A 25,846-nucleotide genomic window follows, 5' to 3' on the forward strand; every position below is an offset into this window, starting at 1 on the left:
TTATCTACTAAAGAATCTCCATTTTTAACCGTAGCTAGTAACATAAACGAGAATTACTTAGGGAATGGCAATTGAAGATAGCTAATGAACCAATGGCGCTGGATACAGAAATCGTAGAGATGTTGTATTCAAACAATCGAAGATCACTGATGGCAGCATGTGTGGTCATGATTGCATTGGTATTCATACAATATGATCTGATTCAATTGAACATATTAGCCATGTGGGCGGCAGCTTTTCTATTGGCTTACGGTGCACGTGCTTACATCACCTATCAATATTATCAAGACCGTAAAAGAGAGCATCATATCCAAAAATGGCTTAGCCGCTTTAGAGTAAATTCTGGGTTATGTGGAGCGATTTGGGGATTGGCGGGCATATTGCTTTTTCCTGTATCGGATACCGCACATCAAGCATTTTTGATTTTTGCATTGGTGGGCGTTGCAGGCGCAGGCATCGTCGTGTATTCGGTAGATAGTGTTTCCTCCAATCTGTTTATTGGCGGGCTATTAGCGTTAATGATCCCTCGTTTTTTAATTCATGGCAGCCAACTCTCTGTCGCGCTTGCAATCTTGTTCATTGTTTATGTGGTTTACGTCACCATTGCGGGGCGTAGCCTTGCCAAAAGTCTGCGCGAAAATATTACGTTACGCATTGCTTCCAACTTGGACAATAAAAAAGTGCATCAGCTGGCGTATTATGATTTTTTAACCAACTTACCTAATAGAAGATTGCTTGCAGACCGCTTGAATCAAGCGTTTGTGAGGTGTGCACGTAGCAAAGCCTATGGCGCAGTATTGTCTTTGGATTTAAATAATTTTAAAGGCTTGAACGACAGCAAAGGGCATTTGGCCGGAGATGAACTACTGCAGCAAGTGGCATACCGGTTGCAACATGCTTTGCGTAAAAAAGATACGATTGCTAGAGCAGGAGGTGATGAATTTATCGCCGTGCTGGATGATTTGGGCCGTGATAAAGAGCATGCGATCAGCGCAGCGCAAGCAACCGCAGAAAAACTCATGCAGGCATTTGCGCAGCCGTTTCAATTAAAAAACTGTAAATATCGCACCATCCCCAGCATCGGTATTTGCATATTTTATGGGGATGAGTCTAACGAAGCCGAAGTGCTCAGACGTGCAGATATCGCTATGTATCAAGCCAAGAAATCCGAAAAACTCAATAGCGTGCAGGTGTATGACGAAGCACAGCATCCGGCCATTGAATTACGCGCCACGTTAGAAAACGATTTGGCGTTTGCACTACAGGCCAATCAATTTTTACTCTACTACCAATTACAGGTAGATCAAGCCCAGCAACCGATTGGGGCAGAGGTGCTGCTACGCTGGCAACACCCAAACTTAGGTATGGTGCCGCCTAATCAATTTATCCCTATCGCAGAAGAGTCCGGAGTGATTGTATCCATCGGTAACTGGGTGTTGATGCAAGCGTGTTTGCAACTCAAGGCTTGGGAAAAAATACCGACAATGAACACGTTGAAACTATCTGTGAACGTGAGTGCATTGCAATTTAGCCAACCCGACTTTGTGGAAACCGTGACCCATACGGTGCAAGCCAGCGGGTGTAACCCAACATACTTAAAGCTAGAGTTAACGGAAAGCTTGATCGTCAAAAACATTGACGATGTGATCGACAAAATTAAGGTGCTGAAGAAACTAGGCATCACATTCTCGTTAGATGATTTTGGCATTGGCCAATCGTCACTGTCGGTCTTAAAACGGTTGCCACTGGATGAGCTTAAAATTGATAAAAGTTTTATTAACGATATTTTGCATAACAATTACGATACTTTTATTGTAGAAACCATCATCAATATGGGTAAAAATCTAGGGCATCACGTGATTGCAGAGGGTGTTGAGCTTAGACAACAAAAAAGCCTGTTAGAAAAATTAGGATGCAATGCCTATCAAGGGTTTTTGTTTTGCAAACCAATACCTTTGAGTGAGTTTGAAGCAAAGTTACTCCGACTTAGCACGCTTAAACCAGCGTAATGCTGTCATGCTTATCAAAGCTTTTTGCTGAGTAAGTCGGTGGCAATAAAGCTGTTTGAAGCGTAATTATCTGACCGCATATTGTTTCGACACGCAAATAATCAGACTGAAATAACGCACCATAAAAGCCCTGAAGGGCTTTTTTGTTTTATGATGTCCTTCAACATCACGCAACATTGATTTAGGCCATTATGGATTCCTCTGATTTTTTAGTACAAGCCACCATTTATCTTTCATCTGCCATTCTGCTGGTGCCCATTTTTAAACGTCTGGGCTTGGGTTCTGTGTTGGGCTATCTATTGGCTGGTATTTTAATTGGGCCATATGCGCTTAAACTGATTGCAGATTCGGAACATGTGTTGCACTTTGCAGAGTTTGGCGTGGTGTTGATGCTGTTTTTGGTGGGCTTGGAGCTGGAATCTCAAAAAATATGGGAGCTGCGCAAAATCTTGTTCGGCTTAGGCGGGCTGCAAGTCACGCTCACCATCTTGTTGGTCACGCAGATTGCACACCTGATGGGCTTGGCATGGCCAGTCGCGTTGGTGATTGGCATGGGCGTGGCCATGTCCTCCACCGCCATTGGTCTCACTACGTTGATTGAGAAGAAGCAGCTGGAGACTGCGGGTGGACAGGCTTCATTTGCAACCCTGTTATTTCAAGATTTATCCGTCATCCCGCTCTTTATGTTGCTTGCGGTGATTGCACCTAGCAGCACGAAGGAAGGGTTTGATTTCATGGCTGTGGTCAAAGCCATTGCCGTGATTGTCGCTATTATTTTCGCCAGCAGAATCTTGTTACGCCCAGTCATGAGAGTCATCGCACAAACCGGTATCCGGGAGATTTTTGTCGCCTTTTCATTACTGCTCGTCATTGGCGTTTCACTCGCCATGGAATCGGTAGGTTTATCCATGGCGCTAGGTACATTTTTAGCGGGTGTGTTGCTTGCCGACTCTGAATACCGCTACGAACTCAGGCTAGATATTGAGCCAGTAAAAGGTTTGTTATTAGGGCTGTTTTTTATTGCCGTTGGCATGTCGGTGGATCTATCACTGCTGACCAACTCGCCCTGGTTGATTTTTGGGTTTGCATTCCTGCTGGTCGTCACAAAAGCGCTTATTTTGATGGGTTTGGGCTATTTGTTTAAATACCCGTTTAGAGATAACTTGCTATATGGTGTGATGCTCTCGCAAATTGGTGAATTTGCCTTTGTGATTTTTGGCATTGCGCTTACACAACAAAGTATTTCGCGTGAGCTGTATAACATCCTTAATGCCATCGTTGCGGTTTCCATGCTCATTACCCCTTTGCTGGTGTTGCTGTACGACCGCGTGGTGAACATGCAGTGCAGCGAGCGACCCAAAGATACCATCACGGAAAATTCTGAGGTGATTATTGCCGGGTTTGGTCGATTTGGCCAAATTGTGGGGCGCGTATTATTAGCCAAAGGCATCAACGCTACGTTGATTGACAATGATCCAAATCAAGTCGATTTAATGCGTCAATTTGGCTGGCGTTGTTACTATGGTGATGCTTCAAGATTGGATTTGTTAGAAGAGGCTGGCATTGCCAAAGCTAAGCTGCTGGTGATTGCCGTGAATGATTCTACGGCCGCATTGGAAATGGCTAAGTTGGTGAAAGCGCGTTGGCCAGAACTTGCCATTGTGGCACGTGCGCGCAGTAGAACTGATGCATTTGATTTACGTGATGTAGGCTTGCAACCGATTCGAGAAACGTTCTATTCATCGTTAGAAGCTGCACGCCAAGCATTAATCGCCATTGGTGAGACAGCCGGCTCTGCCAGTAAAGCCATTAAGCGCTTTGAGGCGCATGATATAGAGCAGCTAGAAGCCACACGGAAAATCAGGCATGACATGACGGCTGTGTTGAGCCTGTCGCAACAAGGGCGTCAGGACCTTAAAACTTTATTTGAGTTAGAGCAGGCGGAATACGAAGGTAAGCCGCCCACCACGCCTGCATAAGATCTTATTTATCGGTTGCGTCTTCCACCTTGTCACCGGCTTGTTCTACCGCTTTGCTGGCATCATCGGTGGCGTCTTCAATTTTATCGCCTGCGTTTTCTACAGCATTATCAAGCTGCTCCCCAGCGCGTTCTGCCGGGCCTTTTTGCTCACATGCGCTTAATGCAAGCAGTGATAATAAAGCCGCCGCTGCTAATAAAGATTTATGTAATGTCATTTGTTGTACTCCCAAAATAAAGATAATAAACACCTACACTGTCAGTGTAGTAAAAAGATGCTGCTGCCAATAGTCTGGTTTGGCTGAATATGCTGTCAGTATTATCTGACAGCGCAAGCGATTAAATGGCTAATGGCATGCAAGGGTTTGGTTAAGGCGCAGCACACTTACAGATATTGTTGAAAAATGCGATAGAACTTTTCTTTTACTTTTTCCAATAACGGTCTTTTTCTAAACGTGGCCAAATCAATGCGCTTTACCTTTTGGATATCTTGGTTAAATTTTTGTTTAAGTGCTGTTGCCGTATCGGTGCCCAATATGACAACGTCGATTTCTTGGTTTGAAGCTGCACTCCGGTAATCAAAATTGGAGCTGCCCACGACAGACCATACACCATCTATGGTCACGGTTTTGGCGTGCAGGACTTCGGTATCGCTTTCAAAAATATGAATATTATTTTCTAGTAAATCTTCATAGTGGGAATGTTGCACACGCATGGCAACGGCTGAATCACTGACGCCGGGTAGCAATAAGTTGACATCCACCCCGCGCTTAGCTGCCTTGATCAGCATTTTTTTCTGATCAGACGTGGGTACAAAATAGGCAGAGCTTAGAAAAATCTCTTTTTCTGCTTGTTGAATGGCAGATACCAGCGTGGCGTAATACAAGGGCAAGCCTTTAGTCGGCGCGCTACCAATCACCCTGACCAGCTCTTTACCTTTATTGTCGATAACAGGGTAGAAGTGTGACTGATCAATGGACTGTTTTGAGTCCCAATGTGCAACGAACAGTTTTTGTACTTCTGCCACTGCTGGGCCTTGTATCACCATATTGGTATCTTTCCAATGTGCTTGCTGTACATCGGTGATGGATTTTTCCCGCATGCCCAAATTAGATTTACTTTGGTATGTGCTGCTTAAATTAACGCCGCCCACAATGGCAAGCTTCCCATCGGCCACTAAAATTTTTCTATGGTCACGTTGATTGATTTTAGATACATTTTCGATATCAAATGGATGAAATTCATGAATTTTAACGCCATGATCTTTTAACTCTTTAAAGAGTTCTGGTGGTGTAGTGACCGAACCAAATGCATCGTAAATCACACACACTTGCACGCCTTGCGCAGCTTTTTTGATCAGCAAGGTTTTCAGGTCTGTTTCCTTGAATTGAATATTTTCAAAAATAAAATATTCCAAATTAATTTGATATTTAGCATTGTTGATTGCACGGTAAATAGCATTGAAGGTTTGTTCGCCATCAAATACCAAATCCACTTGATTGCCTGCAACCAGCGGGCTGCTTGCAATGGTTTGCTCAATGGCCAAATGTTTTTTGAGTAAATCTTCTGTGTTTGTTTTGGTTGCAATGTTGTCGATGATTTTTTCTGCTTTTTTATCAGACACCGTCTGGTTGTTTGCTTGGATTTCAACGGTATCGGTTTGGGCATGTGCATCCTGAATCATTTTAGGTGCATCCGGCACTGACACACAGCCAGCGCAGCACATATAAGCAATCCACACGCACGCGTTCAAAAAAGTAAGTGGTTTCATCATGGCAACCTTCTATGGTTTAACTCTTGTATGGTTTAACTGCGTGATGGACGATGTCATATATTAATAGGTAAGTAAAAGGGTTTTTTATAGGTGAAATGATAAGGGGTATGTGGCTGCGGTTTTAGTGGAGTATGGCTGAATAGCTTGTAGGCGCTATCTGACTGTAATCCACATTGATAGATTACATTTTTGACAGTAATGTGAAAAGTTCACATATGATGCTAACAACATAAAGTGAGTCCCATCCTATGCCCTCTATTGATCAGCACAAACATGAAATGCCGAACCGTTATACGGCGCTTCTGCTTGCCATTAAACAAATTCCGCAAGCCTTTACAGCCAACAGAAAACTCATTGGATGGAGTTTGGTGCCACCCTTTATGGTGCTGCTGTTGGCGGTGTTGATTAATGTCTTTAGAGGCATCACGATTGGCTACCTGACACGTGACCCCAACGCGATTGGCGGTAATACTTACTATGCAGGATTTATTTCCCAGTTAGGCATTTTCTTTTGGGCCGGTACCGCAGCTATCTGCTGGTTTAGCTATTGGCTACTTAAACAAGCAAAGACAGCATCAGGCAACTTAGTATTCATCGCTTGTGCTGGCGCATTAACGCTATTGTTAGGCTTTGACGATGTGTTTCAATTACATGAAGGCTTTTTCCCCCATATCGGCGTATCGGAGAACGTCGTGCTAGCCAGCTATTTGGTCGTGATGATGTGTTTTCTTATTCGATTCCAGCACGTCATTTTGCGTTCAAATTATGTGTTGTTTGGTATCGCGCTGAGCTTTTTTGCGCTTTCGATGGTGGTGGATGTGTTCTCTTTGTTTGAACCAATCCGCCATCTACTGGAAGATGGTTTTAAGCTATTTGGTATTGTGGCTTGGTCAGCCTATTTTGCTGAAATATGTTGGATTGAATTAAGCAGAGCGAAAGCGTCATGACACCAGCAAGTTTTCCTCAATCAGACGATCAAAATGCACTTCTGGTAATGGCTTGCTAAAGTAATAGCCTTGCACTTCATCGCAACCTACTGATTTCACAAAGTCGAATTGAAACTCGGTCTCAACACCCTCAGCCACCACGCGCAGCCCCAAGCTTTGTCCTAAAATAATAATCGCTTTGAGTATCGCCATATTATTGGCATCTTCTTCAATCGCGTGTACAAAAGCACGGTCTACTTTCAGTTGATCGATAGGAAAGTCTTTGAGGTAGGACAAGCTGGAATAGCCGGTGCCAAAATCATCCAGAGATAATTTCACGCCAATTGCTTTGAGCTGTTGCAGCGTCTCAATAAACTTGGGCGTATCTTCAATCATGATGTTTTCAGTGATTTCCAGCTCTAATAATTCTGGTTTGAGATCACTCAGAATCAGCGCATCCTGCACAATTTCCACAAAATTGGGTTGGCGGAATTGTTTGGGCGATACATTAATGGCAATCGGGATGGCCTTGCCGGTGATCTGTTGCAGCTGTTTTGCTTTTTTGCACGCGGTGTTAAGTACCCATTGCCCGATTTTGACAATGAGCCCAGTTTCTTCGGCAACTTGTATAAACGTCAGTGGATAAATCGTCTCATAATCACTGGGTTGCCAGCGGATTAACGCTTCTGCACCACTGATTTGACCGGTACTCAGATTGAACTTAGGTTGGTAGTGCAATACAAATTCTTTGTGCTCAATGGCGCGCCTAAGTTTGTATTCCAAATTAAAGCGGTCGGTGAGCTTTTCGTTCAGCTCCGGCGTAAAAAACTGAAAATTATTGCGGCCGGTATGTTTGGCTTTAAACATGGCCGAATCCGCATTTTTTAATAGCGTATCCGGGTCTTTGCCGTCATCTGGGTACACGCTAATGCCCATGCTGCAGGTGATGCTGAAATTGAAATCATTGATATTGAGCGGAGCAGACATATGATTGAGCAGCCTGCCTAGGCTTAACTCAATGTCTTGGCGGGTTTGTACGTTTGGGATCAAAATCACAAACTCATCACCCCCCAGCCTTACCACGGTATCAATATCACGCACATTATTAGAAATGCGCTTGGAGACAGACACCAACAGCTGATCGCCCACGGAGTGGCCCATGCTGTCATTAATCAATTTGAATTGATCCAGATCGACAAACACAATAGCCAGCTTGGTGTTGTAACGGCTGGCAAAGTTAATAGATTGCTGTAAACGGTCGTTCAAAATATAGCGGTTAGGCAAACCCGTTAAGTTATCGTGCGTGGCTTGATACTCAATTTCCACCGCGTGATTTTTGAGCTCGGTAATGTCTTCAACGGTACCTTCGTAATAAATCGGCTGATTGTCTTTATCGTACACAAGGCGTGCGTTTTCCGAGATCCAGATGATGCTTTTATCTTTTCTATAAATTTGCGATTGGAAATTATGGACTTTGCCTTTGGTGGTGATTTCTTTGACGAACTCATCACGTCGTGTGGGGAGCACGTAAAGTTGGTGCTGTATGTTATTCAGCGCACTAATCAGTGCTGCGCTGGACTCGTATCCATAAATGGCGGCCAGTGCGGGGTTCGCCACCAAGTACTGTCCATCTAAGGTGCTTTGGAAAATGCCTTCAATGGCGTTTTCAAAAATCGAGCGGTAACGCGATTCTGCTTTTTTAAGCGAGGCTTCTACGTTTTTGCGGTCGGAAATGTCTTGTATATAGCCCTCAAGCGCCTGTACCTGGCCATGGTCATCGTAGACCGGGTAGCCACGCTCGCTCACCCAAATCACACTACCATTGGCGTGATGAATAGGATACTCAATCTCAAACGAGGTGTTTGTTTCAACCGCTTTAGCAATTTCTACGCGCACATAGCTACGGTATTCCGGCGCAATCACCTCTTCATAAGAGATGTTTTGATTATGAATCAATTGATCTGGCGAATAGCCAGTGAGCCCTTCACAGCCATTGCTGATGTACAACATTGTCCAATGCTCGTCATAAATGTTGCAATAGACCATGCCTTTTAAGTTGTCGACAAGGTTGTTGAGCATTTGCTGACGGTTATGCACAAAAGGCGTTGCTGGGCGCGCTTGAATGTTGGGTTGAGTAGAAATAACAATATCCTTAAATACCAAACGTACAAATCATAAGTACGTAAACCAAATTTTGAGTAAGCACTTTTCATGCCTAATTAAATGGTAATGAAAATACAGTGTGTTAGCGCGGTTAGTTGAGAGTTGGCTTAAGATTTTTAGGTGGCAATATGACGAAAACCACTGTACATATCTGGTGCAATAGGGTGTGAGCTCGCACCAAAAAGACTCAGGAAAAGCGATTTTTTCTATGAAACCAATCTTAAACAGCTATTTTGGGCTGGCGTATATTTTGCTGATAGTTATTTTATCCATACATATTTTACCCGCTATTTACTCAACGGAAACTTCATGACGCAAATCAACAGTAACCAAACAGAAAACTTTCTCCCTTACATGCGCGATGTGGTGAGATGCGAGCAGTCTTTACATGAACTCAATTTAATGTGGCGCATTATTGAGTCTTCCGCAAAAATGAATTGCAGTGAAGAGGCCAAAAGTATTTTGCCCACGATGGCAGAAACTAGGCTGGGATTTAATCGGTTGGAACGTGAGTTAGTCTTAAGTCTGGTGAGCGAAAAAGTATCGACGGTGCTAGAAGAAATTGGTACCAAAGCCCATTACGTGATTGATATTCTCGTGAGGAATTTATACGAACGAACCGCGGATGTTGGGTTTCTAGCCACAGACAATGAGCTATGTGCGTTTGTTGCTGGCCTGCAAGGTAATCAAGATGCCACTCGCTTAAGATTGCGCGCCTATGCGAGTAAATATACGGTCTATGACGAGATTATATTGCTGGATACCGACGGCAATGTGCTTGTACAGATTAACAATGAAACGCCGATTGAAGGCAGTACCGACCCACTGATTAAAGCGACACTTGAAACAGAGGGTTATGTGGAAACGTACCGTGCCACTGATTTGCGGCCCAACAAAGACAAAGCGCTGATTTACTCCAAGCGCATGCATCACCCAGAAACCGGTGCGGTGATTGGTGTGCTGTGCTTGTGCTTTAATTTCACGCAAGAAATGGCTGGTATTTTTCAGTCGCATGGCGATCCTACAGGCCGCTCAGTGATGCTATTGGTGGATGCCCACAATACTGTGATTGAGTCGAGCAACCATCGGTGGATTGCCAAAGGCAGTGAGATTACGAGCTGTGACCATCAGCAAGGGGCTATTGTTGTCTATTGTGGCCGCCAGTACCTAGCGTGCTGTTTCTACGCAGAGCAATATCAAGGCTACCAAGGGCCACCCGGCTGGCGGGGCATGGTGATGTCACCTATTGATATCGCATTTACCTCGCAAGAGACGGAAGCGTTAACAGGCTTGAACCCTATTATTGCAGAGGGTTTGTTATCGCACGCCAAATCATTTTGTCCGCCATTGTATGAAATTATCAATGCGGCAGAGGCCATTAAACGCGTGGTATGGAACGGACAAGTCACCACGGCAGGCCAGGGTGAAGATTCTTCCAGATTAAAGACCATTTTGGATCAAATTAGCGAGACCGGTGTGAGAAGCAATGAGTTGTTCTCGCAATCCATCAACGAGCTTTATGAAACGGTATTGGCTTCTAAGTTACAAGAGTCGGAGTTCGTGTCTACATTGCTGGTGGATCTGCTGGATCGTAACTTATATGAGCGATCGAATGATTGCCGCTGGTGGGCGCTGACGCCAGAGTTAAAAACTGCACTTTCTTCTGAGCAGATCAATCCCGCCGAAGTTGAAAAAATCACAGACATATTGGAATACATTAACCAGCTGTATACCGTGTACACCAGAATATTTGTCTACGATAAGACCGGTACCATTATTGCCAGCACAGGCAAAGCAAAAGAACATAAGTCGGTAGTTGGCACAACAATAGACGAGCACACATTAGACAATGTGCTGATGCTGCGACAAGAACAACAATATGTGGTGACTGCGTTTGAAGCATCGGACTTATACAACCAAGCGCCCACCTATGTGTATCACGCAGCCATTCGTGCGCCAGAAAATACTGCGGTGGTGGGCGGGATTGGCATTGTGTTTGATTCCACGCCAGAGCTATTGGCAATGCTGAATTCTGGCTTTAAAAGCAGCGATGTAGTCAGGGGCTTTTACGTCGATAGCACTGGAAAAATTATTTCGAGCACAGATCCAACGCGCCCCGTCGGCAGTCAATTGGCGATGGCACCGGAACTATTGACGCTAAAAAATGGTGAGAGTGCTTCTAAAATCATTGTGCATGACGATCACTATGCCATCATGGGATGTAGCGTTTCCAATGGATACCGAGAGTTCAAAGTATCGGATGGCTATCAAGAAGATGTCATCGCCGTGGTGATTTATATGCTGGGAGAGGAAAAAGAATTTAACGAGCAGCATGCCGGGCTCATCATTCAAGGCGCAGCCTCTAAAAACCAAACCATGGAATTTGCCATTTTTACGGTAGATGGCAGCTTATTTGCATTAGAAGTGGAATATGTATTAGAGGCCATCGCCGCGTCAGAAATATCGATGGTGTCACTGGGTGCAAGTGTAGAGCGTGTAGGCCTGTTGCCCACAGATACACAATCGGAAAGCAGTTATGTATGGGTCTATGATTTGGGCTATTTACTGACAGGGGTGCCAACGCAAATTAGCACGGCCAGCCAAGTGGTGGTGGTGAAGTTTGAAGGTCAGAAAATTGGTTTGTTGGTAAATGCTTTAAACTCAGTCACTGCGTTTGATATGAGCCAAATCTCTACTTCACCGCTTATTGCCGATGGTAAGCAAGTATTGATTAAAAAGATCATTCAAGCCAATCAAGGCAATGTGCTGATTCAATGGTTGGATATGCGTGTGCTGTATACATTTTTAAGAAACCATGTCGTCAGCACGGCTGTTGAATCAAGCGATTAAACAGACTGAACTATTGGTAAGCAAAAAGGCGCAAATTGCGCCTTTTTTTGTTGCCATTACTTGATAAGCTTTGCTGCGGTAATAAGCAAAACACCAATCACCGCGCACACTAATAACAATGTCCAAATGCCCCCTGCACCTAAAAAATCCATATTAACCCTCCTAAACAGTCTGTTTGACAAGCTAATAATTGTTTCTACTGCGCTTTAAGCATAGCACTAAGTGGTTGTTGCGCAAATCATTTTCTAGCTTTGTGTGGCATGAGATAACGTTAAATTAAGCGCGTTTTATCCCTCTTATTCATCAATGATTTACCCTCAAGTTTTTTGATAATGCTATAAGCGCAGGTTTGCCTGCCATTTGCTAACCACAATACTAACCATAAGCAAGGCTGTTGATGATTACCACACAAGAGCAACCCATGACATCCAATACGATGACGCCACACACGCTGACAAATCAGCCGATGGCTGCTGCAGGCAAATCAAAAGGTATACCTTCTTCTGTGGTATTGAATCAGCTCATTCAGCACTTTAATCAAGGCGCGCAGGTAGAAGCGCAAACCTTGGCGTTAGCGCTGACACAAGAATATCCCAAGCATGGCATGGCCTGGAAAATATTAGGGGTGATATATCAACAAGTGTCGCAATTAGAGGCTGCCGAGCAAGCCTTGAAACATGCTGCAGAATTGTTGCCCAAAGACCCAGAAGCGCAATACAACTATGCCAATTGCTTGTACGACCTCCGCAAATTACAAGCGGCACAAAGTTATTATCAAAAGGCCATCAAGCTGGCACCACAATTTGTACAGGCACTGTTTAACTTGGCCGATGTGCAAAAAGAACTCAAACAATGGGCGTTGGCAGAAGCCAATTACCGCAAAGCGTTTCACTTAGCGCCGCAACATGTACACATGCATTTTAATTTTGGTGTGGTGCTGCAAGAGCAGAGCAAGCACAAAGAAGCCATTAAACAATATGAAAAAGCACTGAATGCCGATGCTGACAATGCGTCGATTCACCTCAATTTAGGCGCTGCCTACAAGGCGCTGGGTGAACTAGCGCTAGCTGAGCAACATTACCGCACGGCCATCCGTTGTAATCCAGCCCATGTCGGTGCGCATAACAACTTGGGCATTGTGCTCAAAGCATTAGAACGTAATGACGAGGCGGAACAAGCCTATTTACAAGCCATTGCCATCGATGAAAGCTATTTACCTGCCTATAAGAATTTAGGCATGTTGTACAAAGAAACCGGCCAAGTGCAAGCCGCAGAACATTGCTATATCAAGGCCTTGAGTTTAGAGCCACCTACCGCAGAAACCCTCAACAATATGGGTGTAGTGATGATGAACCAAGGGCGATATGCAGAGGCTGAGGAAGCGGTGCGTAAAGCATTAGCAATTGCACCTAAGCTGGGGGATGCTTGGAATAATTTAGGCCTGATTTTACAAGCCAAAATGGTCAATGTGGAAGCCGAACAAGCCTTTGAACAAGCTTTAAAATTTCAACCGAATGATGCAAGAACGCTGAGTAATTATAGTGTGACGCTTAAGCTGTTAGGCAAGCTTAGCCAGGCAGAGGCATGTCTGAAAAAAGCCATTAGCAAAGACCCTCATTATGCCGATGCCTATTTGAATTTAGGCAATATTTATCTCGATCAAGGCATGATTGCAGAAGCCATTGCCAGCACGCAGCGCGTATTAGCGATTGCGCCAAACAATGTGAGTGGACATGACAACTTGTTGTTTGCCATGACGTACAGTGATGACTTTACGCCAGAAGCGCGTCTAGAAATTGCGCATCAGTATGGTCAGCTGACTAAATCGCTGGCACATACCCCTTATGCACAGTGGAATGTCAGTGCCCAAGACCAACGTTTACGCGTGGGATTGGTATCGGGCGATTTGCGTCAACACCCTGTGGCCTACTTTTTAAAAGCGTGGCTAGCCCATGTAGACCCCAACAAAATCGAGTTGTTTGCTTACTCTACCGATGGGCGTGAAGATGCCACTACCGCCACACTCAAACCGTATTTCGCTCATTGGCAATCGTTGGCTGGCCACAATGATCAAGCAGCTGCAGCCATGATTCATGCCGATCAATTGCATATTTTGTTGGATTTATCCGGCCATACCGGCGGTAATAAATTGCCATTGTTTGCATGGCAACCAGCACCAGTGCAAGCCAGTTGGCTAGGCTATTGGGCCACCACAGGCATACAAGCCATGGATTATGTGCTGGTGGACGCAGTGGGTGTACCCACCGAACATCAAGCCCAGTTTACGGAAACGATTCAATACTTGCCGGATACGCGCATGTGCTTTACCGCACCGGAACAAGCGCCAGAAGTGGCAGCATTGCCAGCATTGCACAATGGCTATATCACCTTTGGTTGTTTTCAAAACATGACGAAAGTGAGCGACGACGTATTAAAAGTGTGGGCAGAGATAATGCAAGCCTTGCCTACAGCCAAATTGCGTTGGCAATCCAAATCATTTGCCGATGCGCACATTGTGGCTGCCGTGCACAAACGCTTACAACAATGTGGCATTGCACCAGCACGCGTGACTTTACTGGGTAAAGTGAGTCGCCAAGACTATTTGGCCGGTTATGCGGATGTTGATATGGTGCTCGATAGCTTTCCATTCACCGGTGGCACCACCACGTGTGAAGCTTTATGGATGGGTGTGCCTACACTGACATTAGCGGGCAGTACTTTAATTGCGAGACAAGGCGCAAGCATGATGAGCGCAGCAGGTTTGGTGGATTGGGTAGTGAGTACGCCAGCGCAGTATGTGCAGCAAGCATTACACCTTGCAAACGATACCAGCCAATTATCTCAACTCCGAGCAGGGTTGAGGGCGCAGGTACAGCATTCTCCTCTCATGGATGGCCAACGTTTTGCCCACCATATGGAGACAGTATTGCGTGGCATGTGGGAGAGCAAAGCGCCGCAGTTGGCAAAATCTGCACAGATTAGTCATGTGGCTAGCGCAGCTGCACAAGATGATAAGCAAGCACTTACTTCTAATGTACAGCTTACTGTGGAAGTGATCAGCGCAACGCGCATGACAGAACAAGCGTTTTGGCAAGCATCCGCCCTTGGACAATCACTCAAGACGCATATGGCCAATGACAGCCGCATTGCTGTGCGTGTGGCGTATGAAAATAGCCGTGGCCTACCAGAGATTTTTAACACATGCATTGCACAAGCGGACGATGATGCCGTATTGGTATTTGTACATGACGATGTCTGGCTAGATCAGCCAGATTTTGTAGAGGCCGTATTGGCAGGTCTGCAACATTTTGATGTCATTGGCGTGGCAGGTAATAAACGTAGATTACCCAAACAACCGGCATGGCCGTTTATCAATACCCAGTTTGTATGGGATGACAGCAAATACTTAAGCGGTAAAGTTGGGCATGGCCAGCATGCCAATGGTGAAGTTTCAGATTACGGAGTGGTCCCTGCGGCTTGCGAGATGATGGATGGTGTATTTTTTGCCACCAAAAAAGCAACGTTAGCTAAGCACCAAGTCGCGTTCGATACGCAGTTCGATTTCCATTTTTATGATTTAGATTTTTGCAGAAGCGCACGCAATGCAGGCATGACCTTAGGCACTTGGCATATCCAACTTACCCATCAAAGTGGCGGTGCGTTTGGCAGTGAATCTTGGCAACGCCATTACCAAGGCTACTTACAAAAATGGCAAGAGCAGGATTTGCCGGACAATGATGTGGCTGCAGCATTGGATATTCATACGTTTGAATTGACGACGGTGGATGACACGGTGAAAGCATTCAAGGCAACGCAGCTTTACCCAGCGGCGGAATACACCACGCAGATTATCCCCATATTTGGTAAACCTAGCCCCAACCCGTTGGTGCAGTCTACCCACGTGTTGCAACACCCACCCATTTATATGGCAGAAGTCACTAACTTTAAAGTGATTGGCAGTGCTGCGTTTCCGATTGTGCAAGATAAGTGCATTCAACCGCAGAACTTTACGCCAGAGACTTGGGAAACCGCAGAGCAAGGCTTGGGCTATTGCAGTGTGCGTACCGATATCAATTTAGTGGGTTATGCCAACTTGGGTGAGCTTGTTGACCATGATTGCAAAGTGATTAGTTTAATTGGCAATGGCGCTATTAATTATGCGCATTGGCTGACTGAGTTTTTGCCACAAATTGTGGTGTTGCAGCAGGCTGGTGTGGACATATCTCAATATCATATCTTAGTGGATGCACAATCGTATCCAAGCCAGCTGGAGTCATTGTATTTGTTAGGGGTCAGCCCTGAACAACTTATCATGGTGGCGCCATTTTCATTGCATCACTTTCCACAAGCGATGTGGCTTAGCCCGATTGCCAATGTGGTGTTTCAACGTCCCGAAGCTTCTCAGGGGGTGGGCAAAGACATTACTTCGGCGCCAGACCGTGCGATTTATCATCCGGCTGCTTTATTGGCATTACGCAACGCCATGCTGGATAAAGTGAGCACTGAAATACGCACTACGCAACCACAAAAAATATTCATTCGGCGTACACGCGGCAATACTATTAATGCACGCTTGCTGGTGAACGAACAAGCAATAGAAGCATTATTGGTCGCGAATGGTTTTGTGGGTATTGACCCTAGTACATTAGGGTTTTTAGAGCAAGTTACCGCATTTAGTAATGCCAAATATATTGTGGCGGCCTCTGGTGCAGCCATTTTGAATATGTTGTGGGCACCGGCCGATGCGCACGTCTTGGTGATGATGAACGACACACGCTATGCCAACTACTGGTACTTTGGCAATGTGGCCTCGCCGATTGGGCAAACACTTACGTATATCTTGGGTGAAACGTTAGAGGCGCAATTGGACGCCGATGTTGTCCACTCTAATTTTAAGATAGACCCGCAAGCCGTGCTGGATGCATTGCAATACAGAGGCCTTACCGATGTCGTCCACCCAGCACAATCCCTACACGATGCGTTGCAAGAAGTATTGGATTTGGCGATAGAGCAACAAAACGCTGGTGATCTGGTGATGGCAGAGCAGCTGTATCAAGAAGTATTAAAAGTACAACCGCATCATGCGGAAGCCAACCACAATTTGGCAATCATTGAAACACATACTGAACGTTTAGCAGAAGCTATCCCTAGATTTGAGTTAGCCATTGCAGCCAATCCAGCGCATGAGCAATATTGGGTGAGCTATGTCGATGCATTGATGCTGGCAGGCAATGTGGATAAAGCCGTCAAGACTTTAGAAATTGGTCAGCAGTTTGGATTAAGTGCTGAGACAGCACAGCAACTGGCCGCAGAATTTGTTGCACAGTTAGAAGCACAACCACCGCAAAATGATTTCGTTTCTGGCGGGCAAGCAAAACCGATATTAGCGACCTTAGTCCCGGCCTATAAACATGCGTTTATTCCACAGCTACTAGTCAGTTTAGCCACGCAAAGCTACCCGGCTGGCCAAATCATTATTTCGGATGACAGTCCTAATGGCGAAGTCAGTCAAGTGATTGCAGACCCGGCGCTTGCGCATATCGTAGAAAAATTAGACATCACCATTATACCTGGGCCTAAGCAAGGCACCATGTCTAACGTGGTGCATTTGCTAGAGCACTGGCAACAATCTAGCCAGTTAGTACATATTTTGTTTGATGATGACATTTTGTACCCTACGTTCTATGCAGAGCATGTGCAAGCGCATACGCAAGAGGCTATTGGCGCATCGGTTAGCTATCGTTGGTTTACCAATGAGCTAGGGCAGCCGTATGCCGCCAGCGCAGTACCCGCTTTTGTACAGCAAAGTACCAATCAAATTGATTTCATTGGCGCAGACCAATTGTTTGCATCGGTAGTGCCAACTTGCGATAACTGGTTAGGTGAGTTCTCGAATACCGTATTTAGTGCCGATGCCGTACAACTATACAAACGCTCCCGCCTAGAAGACATTGCATACTATGGCTTAGGAGATGTGGGTTTGCTATTGGAAATCTCGCTACATACCAAAGTAGCCGTGATTAAAAACTACCTAGGTGGTTTTAGGCAAAATGCGCAACAAAACACCGTCAATTATGATTCACCCGTGTTCAAGTGTGGCACAGTGGCTTGGGTGGCGCTGGCGCTGGCTTCTTACAAGCTAGGCAAAATCAGCGCGCAACAATTGCAACAGTCCGTGCAGTTGATTCAAGGTGCGGTCAATGCACGTTTCCAGCAATCTGCAGACATGCAAGGCTTTATCCAACTGTTTAATACCCATGCGCCAGACAGTGCAGCATTTGAGCAAAATTTCTTGCCGTTATGGCAACAATTGTTAGCATGCAAAGATTGGCTGCATGCACAACAGATAGGGCAATTTGCATGAGCTTTACATTCAAACCTTACCGCCCCGAAGACTTAGAGACCTGGAATCGTTTCAACCAAGCCAGCCGTAACGGTACGTTTTTGTTCGACCGCGGCTATATGGATTACCACGCAGACCGCTTTACTGATGCCTCTTTAATGATTGAAAAAGAAGGGCAGTTGGTCGCTATGCTGCCTGCCAGTCGCGATGGCGATACCGTGGTATCGCACGGCGGGCTCACCTTTGGCGGACTTATGTTGGCGGATAAAACTGGCGCGGCGGATGTGAAAACCATCTTCGAGCAACTCAAAGATTGGCTCATTGCCGCCGGTGTGCGTAAATTAATTTATAAACCAGTCCCGCATATTTACCACCGCGTGCCTAGCGAAGAAGACTTATATGCATTACACCGCTTAGGTGCCAACACCACGCGGGTGGATGTATCAACCACCATCCAGCAATCTGCACGTTTGCCATTGGCCAAAGGTAGAAAACACGCCATAGGCAAAGCCAAAAAAGCGGGCATTACCGTACAAAAAAGTGAGGATTACGCCAGTTTTTGGCAAATGCTCACACAGAATCTGGAAGACCGGCATGCGGTAAAACCTACGCACAGCTTGCAAGAAATGCAGCTGTTGGCGTCACGTTTTCCTCAAATCCAATTGTATTTGGCTTACCTTGCTGACCAGCCGGTAGCAGGCGTAGTGGTGTACGACTATGCCGAGGTCACGCATACCCAATACATCGGCTTAACCGATGCGGCACGTGAAAACGGTGCTTTGGATGCGTTGCTGGAGCATTTGATTTCAGACGCCTTTGCGCATAAACCCTATTTTAATTTTGGCATTTCCACCTGTAACCGCGGCTTATCTTTCAATGAAGGCTTAGCGGCACAAAAAGAAATGTTTGGCGGCAGAACCACTATTTTGCAATGGCTAGAATTGGAGTTGGCATGAGTTTGACCACCAAACAGCAAGAGATCGAGGCATACCAAAGCGCGTATTCCGCCAGCAATTTTGAGGTGATACAAGCGCAGTATCGCAAACGCTTATTGTTGGAGTTATTAGAGACACATCAACCCAAACGTATCTTAGAAGTGGGTTGCGGCTGGGATACCATTGCCAATAGCTGGCAGGGCTTTGAGCATTTATGCATTGTGGAGCCTGGTAGTGAGTTTGCCGAAAAAGCCAGACAAGACATGGCGCAAAACAACAAGGTAAAACAAAACAATAAGGTAAAAATAGTACAGCACTTTTTGGAAGAGGCTACCGAGCAGTTGCAAGGTGATTACGATTTGATTTTACTCAGTAGCTTACTGCACGAAGTACCCGACGTTGAAGCGCTAATGCTCAGTGCCAAAGCGTTATGTTCTCCACGTACGCTGGTGCATGTGAATGTACCGAATGCGAAATCCATGCACCGCCTATTGGCCTTAGAAATGGGCTTGATTGATACACTGTACGCGCCTTCAGAGTTGCAAAAAACGTTTAAACAACCCCGTATTTTTGATTTGCAAAGCCTCAAGACATTGGCTGACCTCACTGGGTTTACAGTGGTGTCAGAAGGCTCATTTTTTATGAAACCGTTTACCCATGCACAAATGCACACGCTGGCGCAAACCGGTTTTGCCAACCAAGCCATGTTGGATGGCTTATGGGCATTAACCAAGCATTTTCCGGAAAACGGCTCCGAAATTTACATTAACCTTCAACGTAAGGAATCCTAATGATGACTAACCACACAGTAATTGTAGGCAATGCATTGGCCGGCATGATTGCCGCATTAGAGCTGGCAGAGCAGGGCAAACAAGTGACGCTGGTGAACCCGGGCGGCCCATTGGGTGGCTACTTTGCTGGTTTGCAGATTGATGGCGTGATGTTTGATGCCGGTTTGGTTAAGTTTGAGTTGGATGGGTATTTGAACCAAGCCAAATGGTCTGAGCTGGCAACCTACGATGCTACGGTACGCAACGATGTGGGCCGCTTTTTAAATATCGTGCATGAGTGGGCACTCAAGTACAGCACGCTCAATCAATTCAGCATGCCCAAAATGATGGTGGATGGCGCCGTGTACGACGACGTGATTTTGAGCAACGCTTACAACAGCTTTAGCCAGTTTCCTTTTGCAAAAGATTGTATTGCCGAATTACAGCAAGCGCAGCCAGAAGCCTCTATCCATGCGCGTCAAAAATCGAATGGCGATGCCTATGAAACCTTGGATTATGCCACGGCTTCCATCGCCAACCATGGTAAAACCATGCATGAAAAAATCATTGCGCCTTACTTGCTGAAAGCACAAGGCGTAACGGCAGATCGTATGCTGGCACGTTATCATCGTGTGGCATGGTTGCCCTTGTTTTATCCGGAAACCCTGTTGGAGAGCTACCAAGGTAAACCAGTGAACTTGGCACCTACCAAATTCCATTATCCAAAATTAAGCAGTGTGGGTGCGATTGTGACCCAAGTAAAAGCAGAAGTGCTGGCACACAAAAACATTCATTACGTGACGCAAGCCGTGCAACAAGTGACTAAAACAGAAACCGGCTGGCAAGTGCGTTGTGCTGACTCTGAACTCAATGCAACGGATTTGGTATGGACCTATCAGCCATCGCAGCTATTGAAATGCTTAGGCTTGCAACCTACACCAGTGCAGGAAACAAAGTCTGCCATTGCCGTGTCATTCTTCCGCATTAAAAAAGCCGATATCCGCAATGTGTACACGCTACTCAATGTGGTGGACTTGAATTGCAGCTTGTACCGCATCACCAACCAAACCGCTTGCGCGGAAGACCATGGCGACTTTATGAATATCGCGGCTGAATTTAATAGCGACTATTTCCGCAAGTTGTATGGTGATTCAACCGATGATGCATTCATCATTGAGAAACTATTGGCTGAGTTAGCGCATATGGGACTAATTGCAGCAGATACCGTACCTGTCATCGCCGCCATCAAACGTATTCCCGGTGGCTTTTTGGTGCCGGATGCTGCAGCACGTGACGCTTGGGAGCTCGACCAACGCACGATTATCCAGCACTACCCAGAGATTGCGTTGCTGGCCATGTCGAGTGGTTTCTTTGCGACTTCACTCAATGACCAAGTGGTGCAAGGCCTGCATTATGCTGCAACGAAACAGCATATCTTGCCAGTCGATATTTCTGAACAAGCATTGGCCATAAGTGCATAAATGCAAAAGCGAAATTTGACGGGATAAACGCCTTCTGATTACTAAAAAGTAGCGCTTGCACGTATGGCATGATGCAAACATAAGCCAAAGCCTATTGATATGTTGAGAAAGCGCGTTACACGCTGAGATGGAGTACCTATGCCACTAGAAGATTGCAGAATTATTGAATTGCCTAAAATTCATGACCCACATGGGAATTTAACCTTTGTGGAAAACAGCTCGCAAATTCCGTTTGAAATGCAGCGTGTCTATTACGTCTACGATGTACCAGGTGGCGCAGAACGTGGCGGTCATGCGCACAAAGGCTTGCACCAGTTTATTGTCGCCATGTCTGGTAGTTTTGACATCACCTTGGATGATGGCAAAAACAAACGCAAATTTCATTTAGCGCGCTCTTATTACGGCTTATATGTATGCCCGATGATTTGGCGCGAAATTGATAATTTCTCTTCCGGCTCTGTGCTCATGTGCCTAGCCTCTAACAAATACAGCGAAGAAGACTACTACCGTAATTACGATGATTTTATGCGTGCACGTTGGGCTGCAGCTTAATTCCGCACTATTGATTAGATATTACTGAAGTGATTCCCTTTTTAGATTTAAAAGCCGCTTATCATGCGCTGGCCAAAGAGCTGGATGAAGCGGTATTACGTGCCAGCCGCTCCGGTTGGTATATTGGCGGCCCTGAGGTTGAAGCCTTTGAAGCTGCCTTTGCACAATACACACATACGCAACATTGTGTAGGCGTGGGCAATGGCCTAGATGCGTTAACTCTGGCTTTGCGTGCGCTCGATATTGGGCCAGGCGATGAAGTGATTGTGCCTTCGCACACCTTTATTGCAACTTGGCTGGCAGTGAGTGCAGTAGGCGCCACGCCCGTCCCGGTAGAGCCTGCCTCTGGACAATATATTATTACCGCCACAGATATCGCGCCATATATTACCAGCCGTACCAAAGCCATTATGCCGGTGCACTTGTACGGCATGCCCGCAGACATGCCAGCCATTTGTGACTTGGCAAAACAACACGGTTTGTATGTGGTAGAAGATGCCGCACAAGCACATGGTGCAGCAATTCAAGGCCAACGTATTGGCAGCCATGGTGACGTAGTGGCATGGAGTTTTTACCCAGGTAAGAATTTAGGTGCCTTGGGTGATGGCGGTGCGGTGACTACACAAAACCCAGCTATAGCCAAACGTATCCGCCAATTAGGTAACTACGGATCCGCAGTCAAGTATTACAACGATGAGTTGGGTGTGAACAGTCGCTTAGATTCCATCCAAGCAGCCGTATTAACAGTTAAGTTGAAATACTTAGACGCATGGAATGCACGCAGACAAACCATTGCCGCACGTTACCAAGCTGCATTGGCTGATTTGCCGTTAACATTACCGATAACACCAACCGGCGCAAACCCAGTGTGGCACTTATATGTGGTGGCGACTGCGCAACGCGCTGCCTTACAACAACATCTCACACAATCTGGCGTACAAACCTTGATTCATTATCCAGTACCGCCACATAAGCAACAGGCATATCAACATAGCCCAGTGGCGCAAACCAATTACCCTTTGGCTGAGCAATATGCACAGCAAACACTCAGCTTACCTATCGGCCCTCAACTATCAGATGCCGAAGTAGAAACTACCATTGCTGCAGTCCGCGCTTTTTTCGCTTAAATAAGCACGTTTCACCCCTACTGTTTTTGTAATCGTATAGAACTCGCACCTATAGGCTTTGTCACATACGCAATTCTTTATAAGTGAGCTGATAAATGCGTATCAAACGTAGTATTTGGGTAGTACTGTTCAGTGGTTTATCGCAATTATCAGATGCCGCTTGTTTAAGTGCCTCTCAATTAAATTTGCTCGCTCAAAACGAGCAGACATTTTTGCTTAACCGTATTCCACCTGCATTTGCTCATGCCGTGAGTGATCAGCAAGTCAAATTCAACGTCACCGAGGTAAGCGCAGACTCATGCACCGCCGTGTTGGCATTGAGCGTACCGGCTCAACATCTGGATGAAGCCAACGCTATATTAGATGCCGACCCTGCAAAAAAAATCATGTTATCTGCGCAGGGCTATGTGATACCCAGAACTACCAATATAGAAGCAACGTTCAAAGTAGATCCTGCTACCTTGCATATTCCGGCAACAGAAACGCTGCAAACTTCAGCTTTAGGGCAGTTGCGTGCAAGTGTGGAAATGTTGTATTCGCTGATTACACAATCGCGAGCCAACATCACAGACAGCACAAAAAATACAACGCCATGGAGCGCTACCTATCAGCAAGCAAGTGTAAATCGTTGTACAGAAAAGTTGGTTGCACAAGCTGGTCAAGAGATTGCAACAGCTTGTGCCTGCCGTGTAAATCAATTGTCAGCGCAAGTGAGTGAGCGGCAAATGGCTTATATTGATTATGTGAGATCGAATCCGTATGCAGTCGCTACGGGTAGCAGTCAACGGTATGCCAGTTTAGAAAACCAAGCTAACGCGGCTTGCGGTTTAACTGCTAAATAAAGTGTTGATTAATAGCTGAATTGGCCAGATAAATACCAGGCCGTTTGATTGGTTTTATCTGCCACATCGCCCAAATCCACTGCCGCAGCTGTGATAGATAGGCGCTTGTGCGGAAACCAAGTCACAAACACATCTTTGGCATCATTTTCATTGAATGCAGATAAATTGTCGGGTTTGTAGCGGTACTCCAAGCCTAGCAGCAAGTTATCCGTCAGCATCACTGCAGCTGAGTACGAAGGCTTGATTTGATAGTCATCGCGTAAGTCGCCACCAAACCCTAGCAAGCCAAATTGATTGGCTTTGGTGGCAATCAGCGTGGTGCCTAAAATAATATTCCTACCAAACAGCGCATCTAAATACAGTTTAGACGCTGCTAAATAGTAATCCACGCCAGTGGCATCTTTTGCCCCAATCAGCTGGGGTACAAAATCAAAATCTTCATTGTGTTTAATCAGCGCGCCTACTGCCACTTGCGGCACCCAGCTATCTTGCTCATAAATAGCATCGCCAAACAAACGCAGCTTGATGCCCAGTGTGTTCAAGCGAATCGATTCATGTGGAATCGTGTTGCCTAGCTCAAATTTGGTTTGGCTCACGCTGAGTTCGATGCGATTGTAAAATCCCACCGCAACGCCGCCGGTATTCAATTCAAAAGCATCTTGTGTTCTGGCATGGGTATAAAAGGCGGAGCCGCCAATTTGGTCATCGGTACCATAGCCCGCAATTAGCGCCCAAGGCGTTAAACCACCGCCACCTGCACCTTCAATTTGCGATACGCCACCTGTTGCCAGTAAGCGATCGCCCGCATGTGCAGTCAATGCGCTTAAGCCAAGTATGCAGCTCAGCACGAATGCAGGTGATGTTAAATAAAAAATTCTCATGACAAATATCCTAAACCGATGCTATGTTTCAATTGTGAATGATTAATGCGCAAACTATTTGTAAGAGCTAAGCAATTATTAGGCCTTAGTTTGCGTCAATGAATTGCAGCTAATAGGCATAAGATGCCAATATCAGAAAAGTCTGGAGCACCAAATGAAAGCACATTGGTTATGGTTAAGCCTGTTACTTTGCATCACTGCCTGTAAAACAACCCATACGCAGGATGCCAGTTTGTACAGCCGCATTGGCGGTAAAGAAGTGTTGTATAAAATCTCTGCGCAAACGCTAGACATTGTGGCGACAAACCCAGCAACCAAGCGCTCTTTCGACGGTATTAAGATGCCTGCATTGAAACAATCATTGGCTGATTTTTTGTGCGTAAAAACCGGTGGCGATTGTGTCTATGAAGGTGAAACGATGAAAAATTCGCACGCTGACTTGCATATCACCACGGCAGAATTTGAGCTGATGGTACAAGCCTTGCGCGATACTTTGGACGCCAACCACATTGGCACGCGTGAAAAAAACGAATTACTGAAAATTTTAGCGCCAATGAAGCGTGATGTGGTGGCGAAATAATGACAACACTGGCTGACTATCGCACACTCGTTCCATGGGCGTTCCTTATCTTATGCGGCGTGCATCAAGGCCATGCCGCAGAGTTATTGGTAGAAGTACAAGACAGCAAAGGCGCCAAGCTAAAAGATGCGGTGGTGTTTGTTGAAAATACCAAGACCGCGGGCATTGCACCAACTGCCGGGTATGAGCTAGAACAAAAGTCCAAGCAGTTCAACCCGCAAGTATCAGTAGTGCAAGTGGGTACTAGTATCAATTTCCCTAATCGCGACAAAGTAAGACATCACGTCTATTCTTTCTCACCTGCCAAAAAGTTTGAGCTCAAGCTCTATTCAGGCGTACCTGCGAACCCGGTGTTATTTGACAAGGCAGGCACAGTGGTACTTGGCTGCAATATTCATGACACCATGCTGGCGTATGTTTATATTGTGGATACGCCCTATTTTGCTAAAACCGATAGCAATGGCGTAGCCAAGCTGGCCAACGTACCAGAGGAAAATTACACACTTAAGGTGTGGCATTACGCCTTGCAGCAAGAGAACAAGGTGGTTGAGCAGTCTGTTTCTGTCAAATCCTCTAATAAAGCCATCCCGGTAAAATTAGAGATTAATCATGCGAACCTCATTCAAGGGGAATAG

The 25,846-nt window shown here is 45.7% G+C and carries 17 protein-coding genes; 13 read left to right on the top strand and 4 right to left on the bottom strand.

Annotation, left to right across the window (positions count from 1 at the left end; all coding sequences use genetic code 11):
- Nucleotides 1–71 precede the first annotated feature (71 nt).
- Nucleotides 72–2,009 (top strand): bifunctional diguanylate cyclase/phosphodiesterase, encoded by a 1,938-nt coding sequence (locus tag A3Q3_RS0109315; RefSeq protein WP_232418399.1) that lies wholly within the window; start codon nucleotides 72–74, stop codon nucleotides 2,007–2,009.
- Nucleotides 2,010–2,200: 191 nt separating this feature from the next.
- Entirely contained in the window at nucleotides 2,201–3,988 is a 1,788-nt protein-coding gene (locus A3Q3_RS0109320; protein ID WP_020183323.1) for a glutathione-regulated potassium-efflux system protein KefC, read from the top strand.
- Nucleotides 3,989–3,992: 4 nt separating this feature from the next.
- Here A3Q3_RS0109320 and A3Q3_RS0109325 read toward each other — a convergent pair whose 3' ends face one another.
- Both A3Q3_RS0109325 and A3Q3_RS0109330 read right to left on the bottom strand, forming a co-directional pair.
- Nucleotides 3,993–4,205, bottom strand: coding sequence for a hypothetical protein (locus tag A3Q3_RS0109325; protein ID WP_020183324.1), 213 nt, complete (start codon nucleotides 4,203–4,205; stop codon nucleotides 3,993–3,995).
- A gap of 167 nt (nucleotides 4,206–4,372) precedes the next feature.
- A complete protein-coding gene (locus A3Q3_RS0109330; RefSeq protein WP_020183325.1) occupies nucleotides 4,373–5,761 on the bottom strand; it encodes a phosphatidylserine/phosphatidylglycerophosphate/cardiolipin synthase family protein in 1,389 nt (462 codons plus the stop codon).
- A 248-nt stretch (nucleotides 5,762–6,009) separates the two neighbouring features.
- Here A3Q3_RS0109330 and A3Q3_RS13840 point away from each other — a divergent pair, with 248 nt between their 5' ends.
- Complete coding sequence (locus A3Q3_RS13840; protein ID WP_020183326.1) at nucleotides 6,010–6,708, top strand: hypothetical protein; 699 nt, start codon at nucleotides 6,010–6,012, stop codon at nucleotides 6,706–6,708.
- On the opposite strand, the gene A3Q3_RS0109340 is transcribed toward A3Q3_RS13840, so the two are convergent.
- Nucleotides 6,703–8,850 carry a bifunctional diguanylate cyclase/phosphodiesterase gene (locus A3Q3_RS0109340; protein ID WP_020183327.1) on the bottom strand — a complete coding sequence of 716 codons (2,148 nt, stop codon included), beginning with the start codon at nucleotides 8,848–8,850 and terminating at the stop codon, nucleotides 6,703–6,705. The genes A3Q3_RS13840 and A3Q3_RS0109340 overlap by 6 nt on opposite strands.
- A gap of 309 nt (nucleotides 8,851–9,159) precedes the next feature.
- On the opposite strand from A3Q3_RS0109340, the gene A3Q3_RS0109345 reads away from it, so the two are divergent.
- From A3Q3_RS0109345 to A3Q3_RS0109385, 8 genes are all read left to right on the top strand, one after another.
- On the top strand, nucleotides 9,160–11,700 hold the full coding sequence (locus A3Q3_RS0109345) for a chemotaxis protein CheW (RefSeq protein ID WP_020183328.1): 2,541 nt from the start codon (nucleotides 9,160–9,162) through the stop codon (nucleotides 11,698–11,700).
- A 397-nt stretch (nucleotides 11,701–12,097) separates the two neighbouring features.
- A complete protein-coding gene (locus A3Q3_RS14165; RefSeq protein ID WP_020183330.1) occupies nucleotides 12,098–18,064 on the top strand; it encodes a tetratricopeptide repeat protein in 5,967 nt (1,988 codons plus the stop codon).
- A complete protein-coding gene (locus A3Q3_RS0109360; RefSeq protein ID WP_020183331.1) occupies nucleotides 18,061–18,999 on the top strand; it encodes a GNAT family N-acetyltransferase in 939 nt (312 codons plus the stop codon). The genes A3Q3_RS14165 and A3Q3_RS0109360 overlap by 4 nt, the downstream gene beginning before the upstream one ends.
- Complete coding sequence (locus A3Q3_RS0109365) at nucleotides 18,996–19,769, top strand: bifunctional 2-polyprenyl-6-hydroxyphenol methylase/3-demethylubiquinol 3-O-methyltransferase UbiG (protein WP_020183332.1); 774 nt, start codon at nucleotides 18,996–18,998, stop codon at nucleotides 19,767–19,769. Before A3Q3_RS0109360 ends, A3Q3_RS0109365 begins: the two co-directional genes overlap by 4 nt.
- Complete coding sequence (locus A3Q3_RS0109370; RefSeq protein WP_020183333.1) at nucleotides 19,769–21,229, top strand: FAD-binding protein; 1,461 nt, start codon at nucleotides 19,769–19,771, stop codon at nucleotides 21,227–21,229. Before A3Q3_RS0109365 ends, A3Q3_RS0109370 begins: the two co-directional genes overlap by 1 nt.
- Before the next feature lie 138 nt (nucleotides 21,230–21,367).
- Complete coding sequence (locus A3Q3_RS0109375; protein WP_020183334.1) at nucleotides 21,368–21,781, top strand: FdtA/QdtA family cupin domain-containing protein; 414 nt, start codon at nucleotides 21,368–21,370, stop codon at nucleotides 21,779–21,781.
- 29 nt (nucleotides 21,782–21,810) lie between these two features.
- Nucleotides 21,811–22,908, top strand: a complete 1,098-nt coding sequence (locus tag A3Q3_RS0109380; RefSeq protein ID WP_020183335.1) for a DegT/DnrJ/EryC1/StrS aminotransferase family protein — start codon at nucleotides 21,811–21,813, stop codon at nucleotides 22,906–22,908.
- Nucleotides 22,909–23,003: 95 nt separating this feature from the next.
- Entirely contained in the window at nucleotides 23,004–23,750 is a 747-nt protein-coding gene (locus tag A3Q3_RS0109385) for a hypothetical protein (RefSeq protein WP_020183336.1), read from the top strand.
- An 8-nt stretch (nucleotides 23,751–23,758) separates the two neighbouring features.
- On the opposite strand, the gene A3Q3_RS0109390 is transcribed toward A3Q3_RS0109385, so the two are convergent.
- Entirely contained in the window at nucleotides 23,759–24,631 is an 873-nt protein-coding gene (locus A3Q3_RS0109390; protein ID WP_020183337.1) for a DUF3034 family protein, read from the bottom strand.
- Nucleotides 24,632–24,785: 154 nt separating this feature from the next.
- Here A3Q3_RS0109390 and A3Q3_RS0109395 point away from each other — a divergent pair, with 154 nt between their 5' ends.
- Both A3Q3_RS0109395 and A3Q3_RS0109400 read left to right on the top strand, forming a co-directional pair.
- Nucleotides 24,786–25,211, top strand: coding sequence for a group 1 truncated hemoglobin (locus A3Q3_RS0109395; RefSeq protein WP_020183338.1), 426 nt, complete (start codon nucleotides 24,786–24,788; stop codon nucleotides 25,209–25,211).
- Nucleotides 25,211–25,846, top strand: coding sequence for a methylamine utilization protein (locus A3Q3_RS0109400; protein ID WP_020183339.1), 636 nt, complete (start codon nucleotides 25,211–25,213; stop codon nucleotides 25,844–25,846). Before A3Q3_RS0109395 ends, A3Q3_RS0109400 begins: the two co-directional genes overlap by 1 nt.

Source organism: Methylotenera sp. 1P/1 (assembly GCF_000384355.1).
Classification (GTDB): Bacteria; Pseudomonadota; Gammaproteobacteria; order Burkholderiales; family Methylophilaceae; genus Methylophilus.

Excerpts from the sequence above, each read along its gene's own strand:
- A3Q3_RS0109395 (WP_020183338.1), top strand. The coding sequence starts at position 24,786 with ATGAAAGCACATTGGTTATGGTTAAGCCTGTTACTTTGCATCACTGCC.
- A3Q3_RS14165 (WP_020183330.1), top strand. The coding sequence starts at position 12,098 with ATGATTACCACACAAGAGCAACCCATGACATCCAATACGATGACGCCA.
- A3Q3_RS0109370 (WP_020183333.1), top strand. The coding sequence starts at position 19,769 with ATGATGACTAACCACACAGTAATTGTAGGCAATGCATTGGCCGGCATG.
- A3Q3_RS0109320 (WP_020183323.1), top strand. The coding sequence starts at position 2,201 with ATGGATTCCTCTGATTTTTTAGTACAAGCCACCATTTATCTTTCATCT.
- A3Q3_RS0109330 (WP_020183325.1), bottom strand. The coding sequence starts at position 5,761 with ATGATGAAACCACTTACTTTTTTGAACGCGTGCGTGTGGATTGCTTAT.
- A3Q3_RS0109400 (WP_020183339.1), top strand. The coding sequence starts at position 25,211 with ATGACAACACTGGCTGACTATCGCACACTCGTTCCATGGGCGTTCCTT.
- A3Q3_RS0109345 (WP_020183328.1), top strand. The coding sequence starts at position 9,160 with ATGACGCAAATCAACAGTAACCAAACAGAAAACTTTCTCCCTTACATG.
- A3Q3_RS0109365 (WP_020183332.1), top strand. The coding sequence starts at position 18,996 with ATGAGTTTGACCACCAAACAGCAAGAGATCGAGGCATACCAAAGCGCG.
- A3Q3_RS0109325 (WP_020183324.1), bottom strand. The coding sequence starts at position 4,205 with ATGACATTACATAAATCTTTATTAGCAGCGGCGGCTTTATTATCACTG.
- A3Q3_RS0109385 (WP_020183336.1), top strand. The coding sequence starts at position 23,004 with ATGCGTATCAAACGTAGTATTTGGGTAGTACTGTTCAGTGGTTTATCG.
- A3Q3_RS13840 (WP_020183326.1), top strand. The coding sequence starts at position 6,010 with ATGCCCTCTATTGATCAGCACAAACATGAAATGCCGAACCGTTATACG.
- A3Q3_RS0109360 (WP_020183331.1), top strand. The coding sequence starts at position 18,061 with ATGAGCTTTACATTCAAACCTTACCGCCCCGAAGACTTAGAGACCTGG.
- A3Q3_RS0109390 (WP_020183337.1), bottom strand. The coding sequence starts at position 24,631 with ATGAGAATTTTTTATTTAACATCACCTGCATTCGTGCTGAGCTGCATA.
- A3Q3_RS0109375 (WP_020183334.1), top strand. The coding sequence starts at position 21,368 with ATGCCACTAGAAGATTGCAGAATTATTGAATTGCCTAAAATTCATGAC.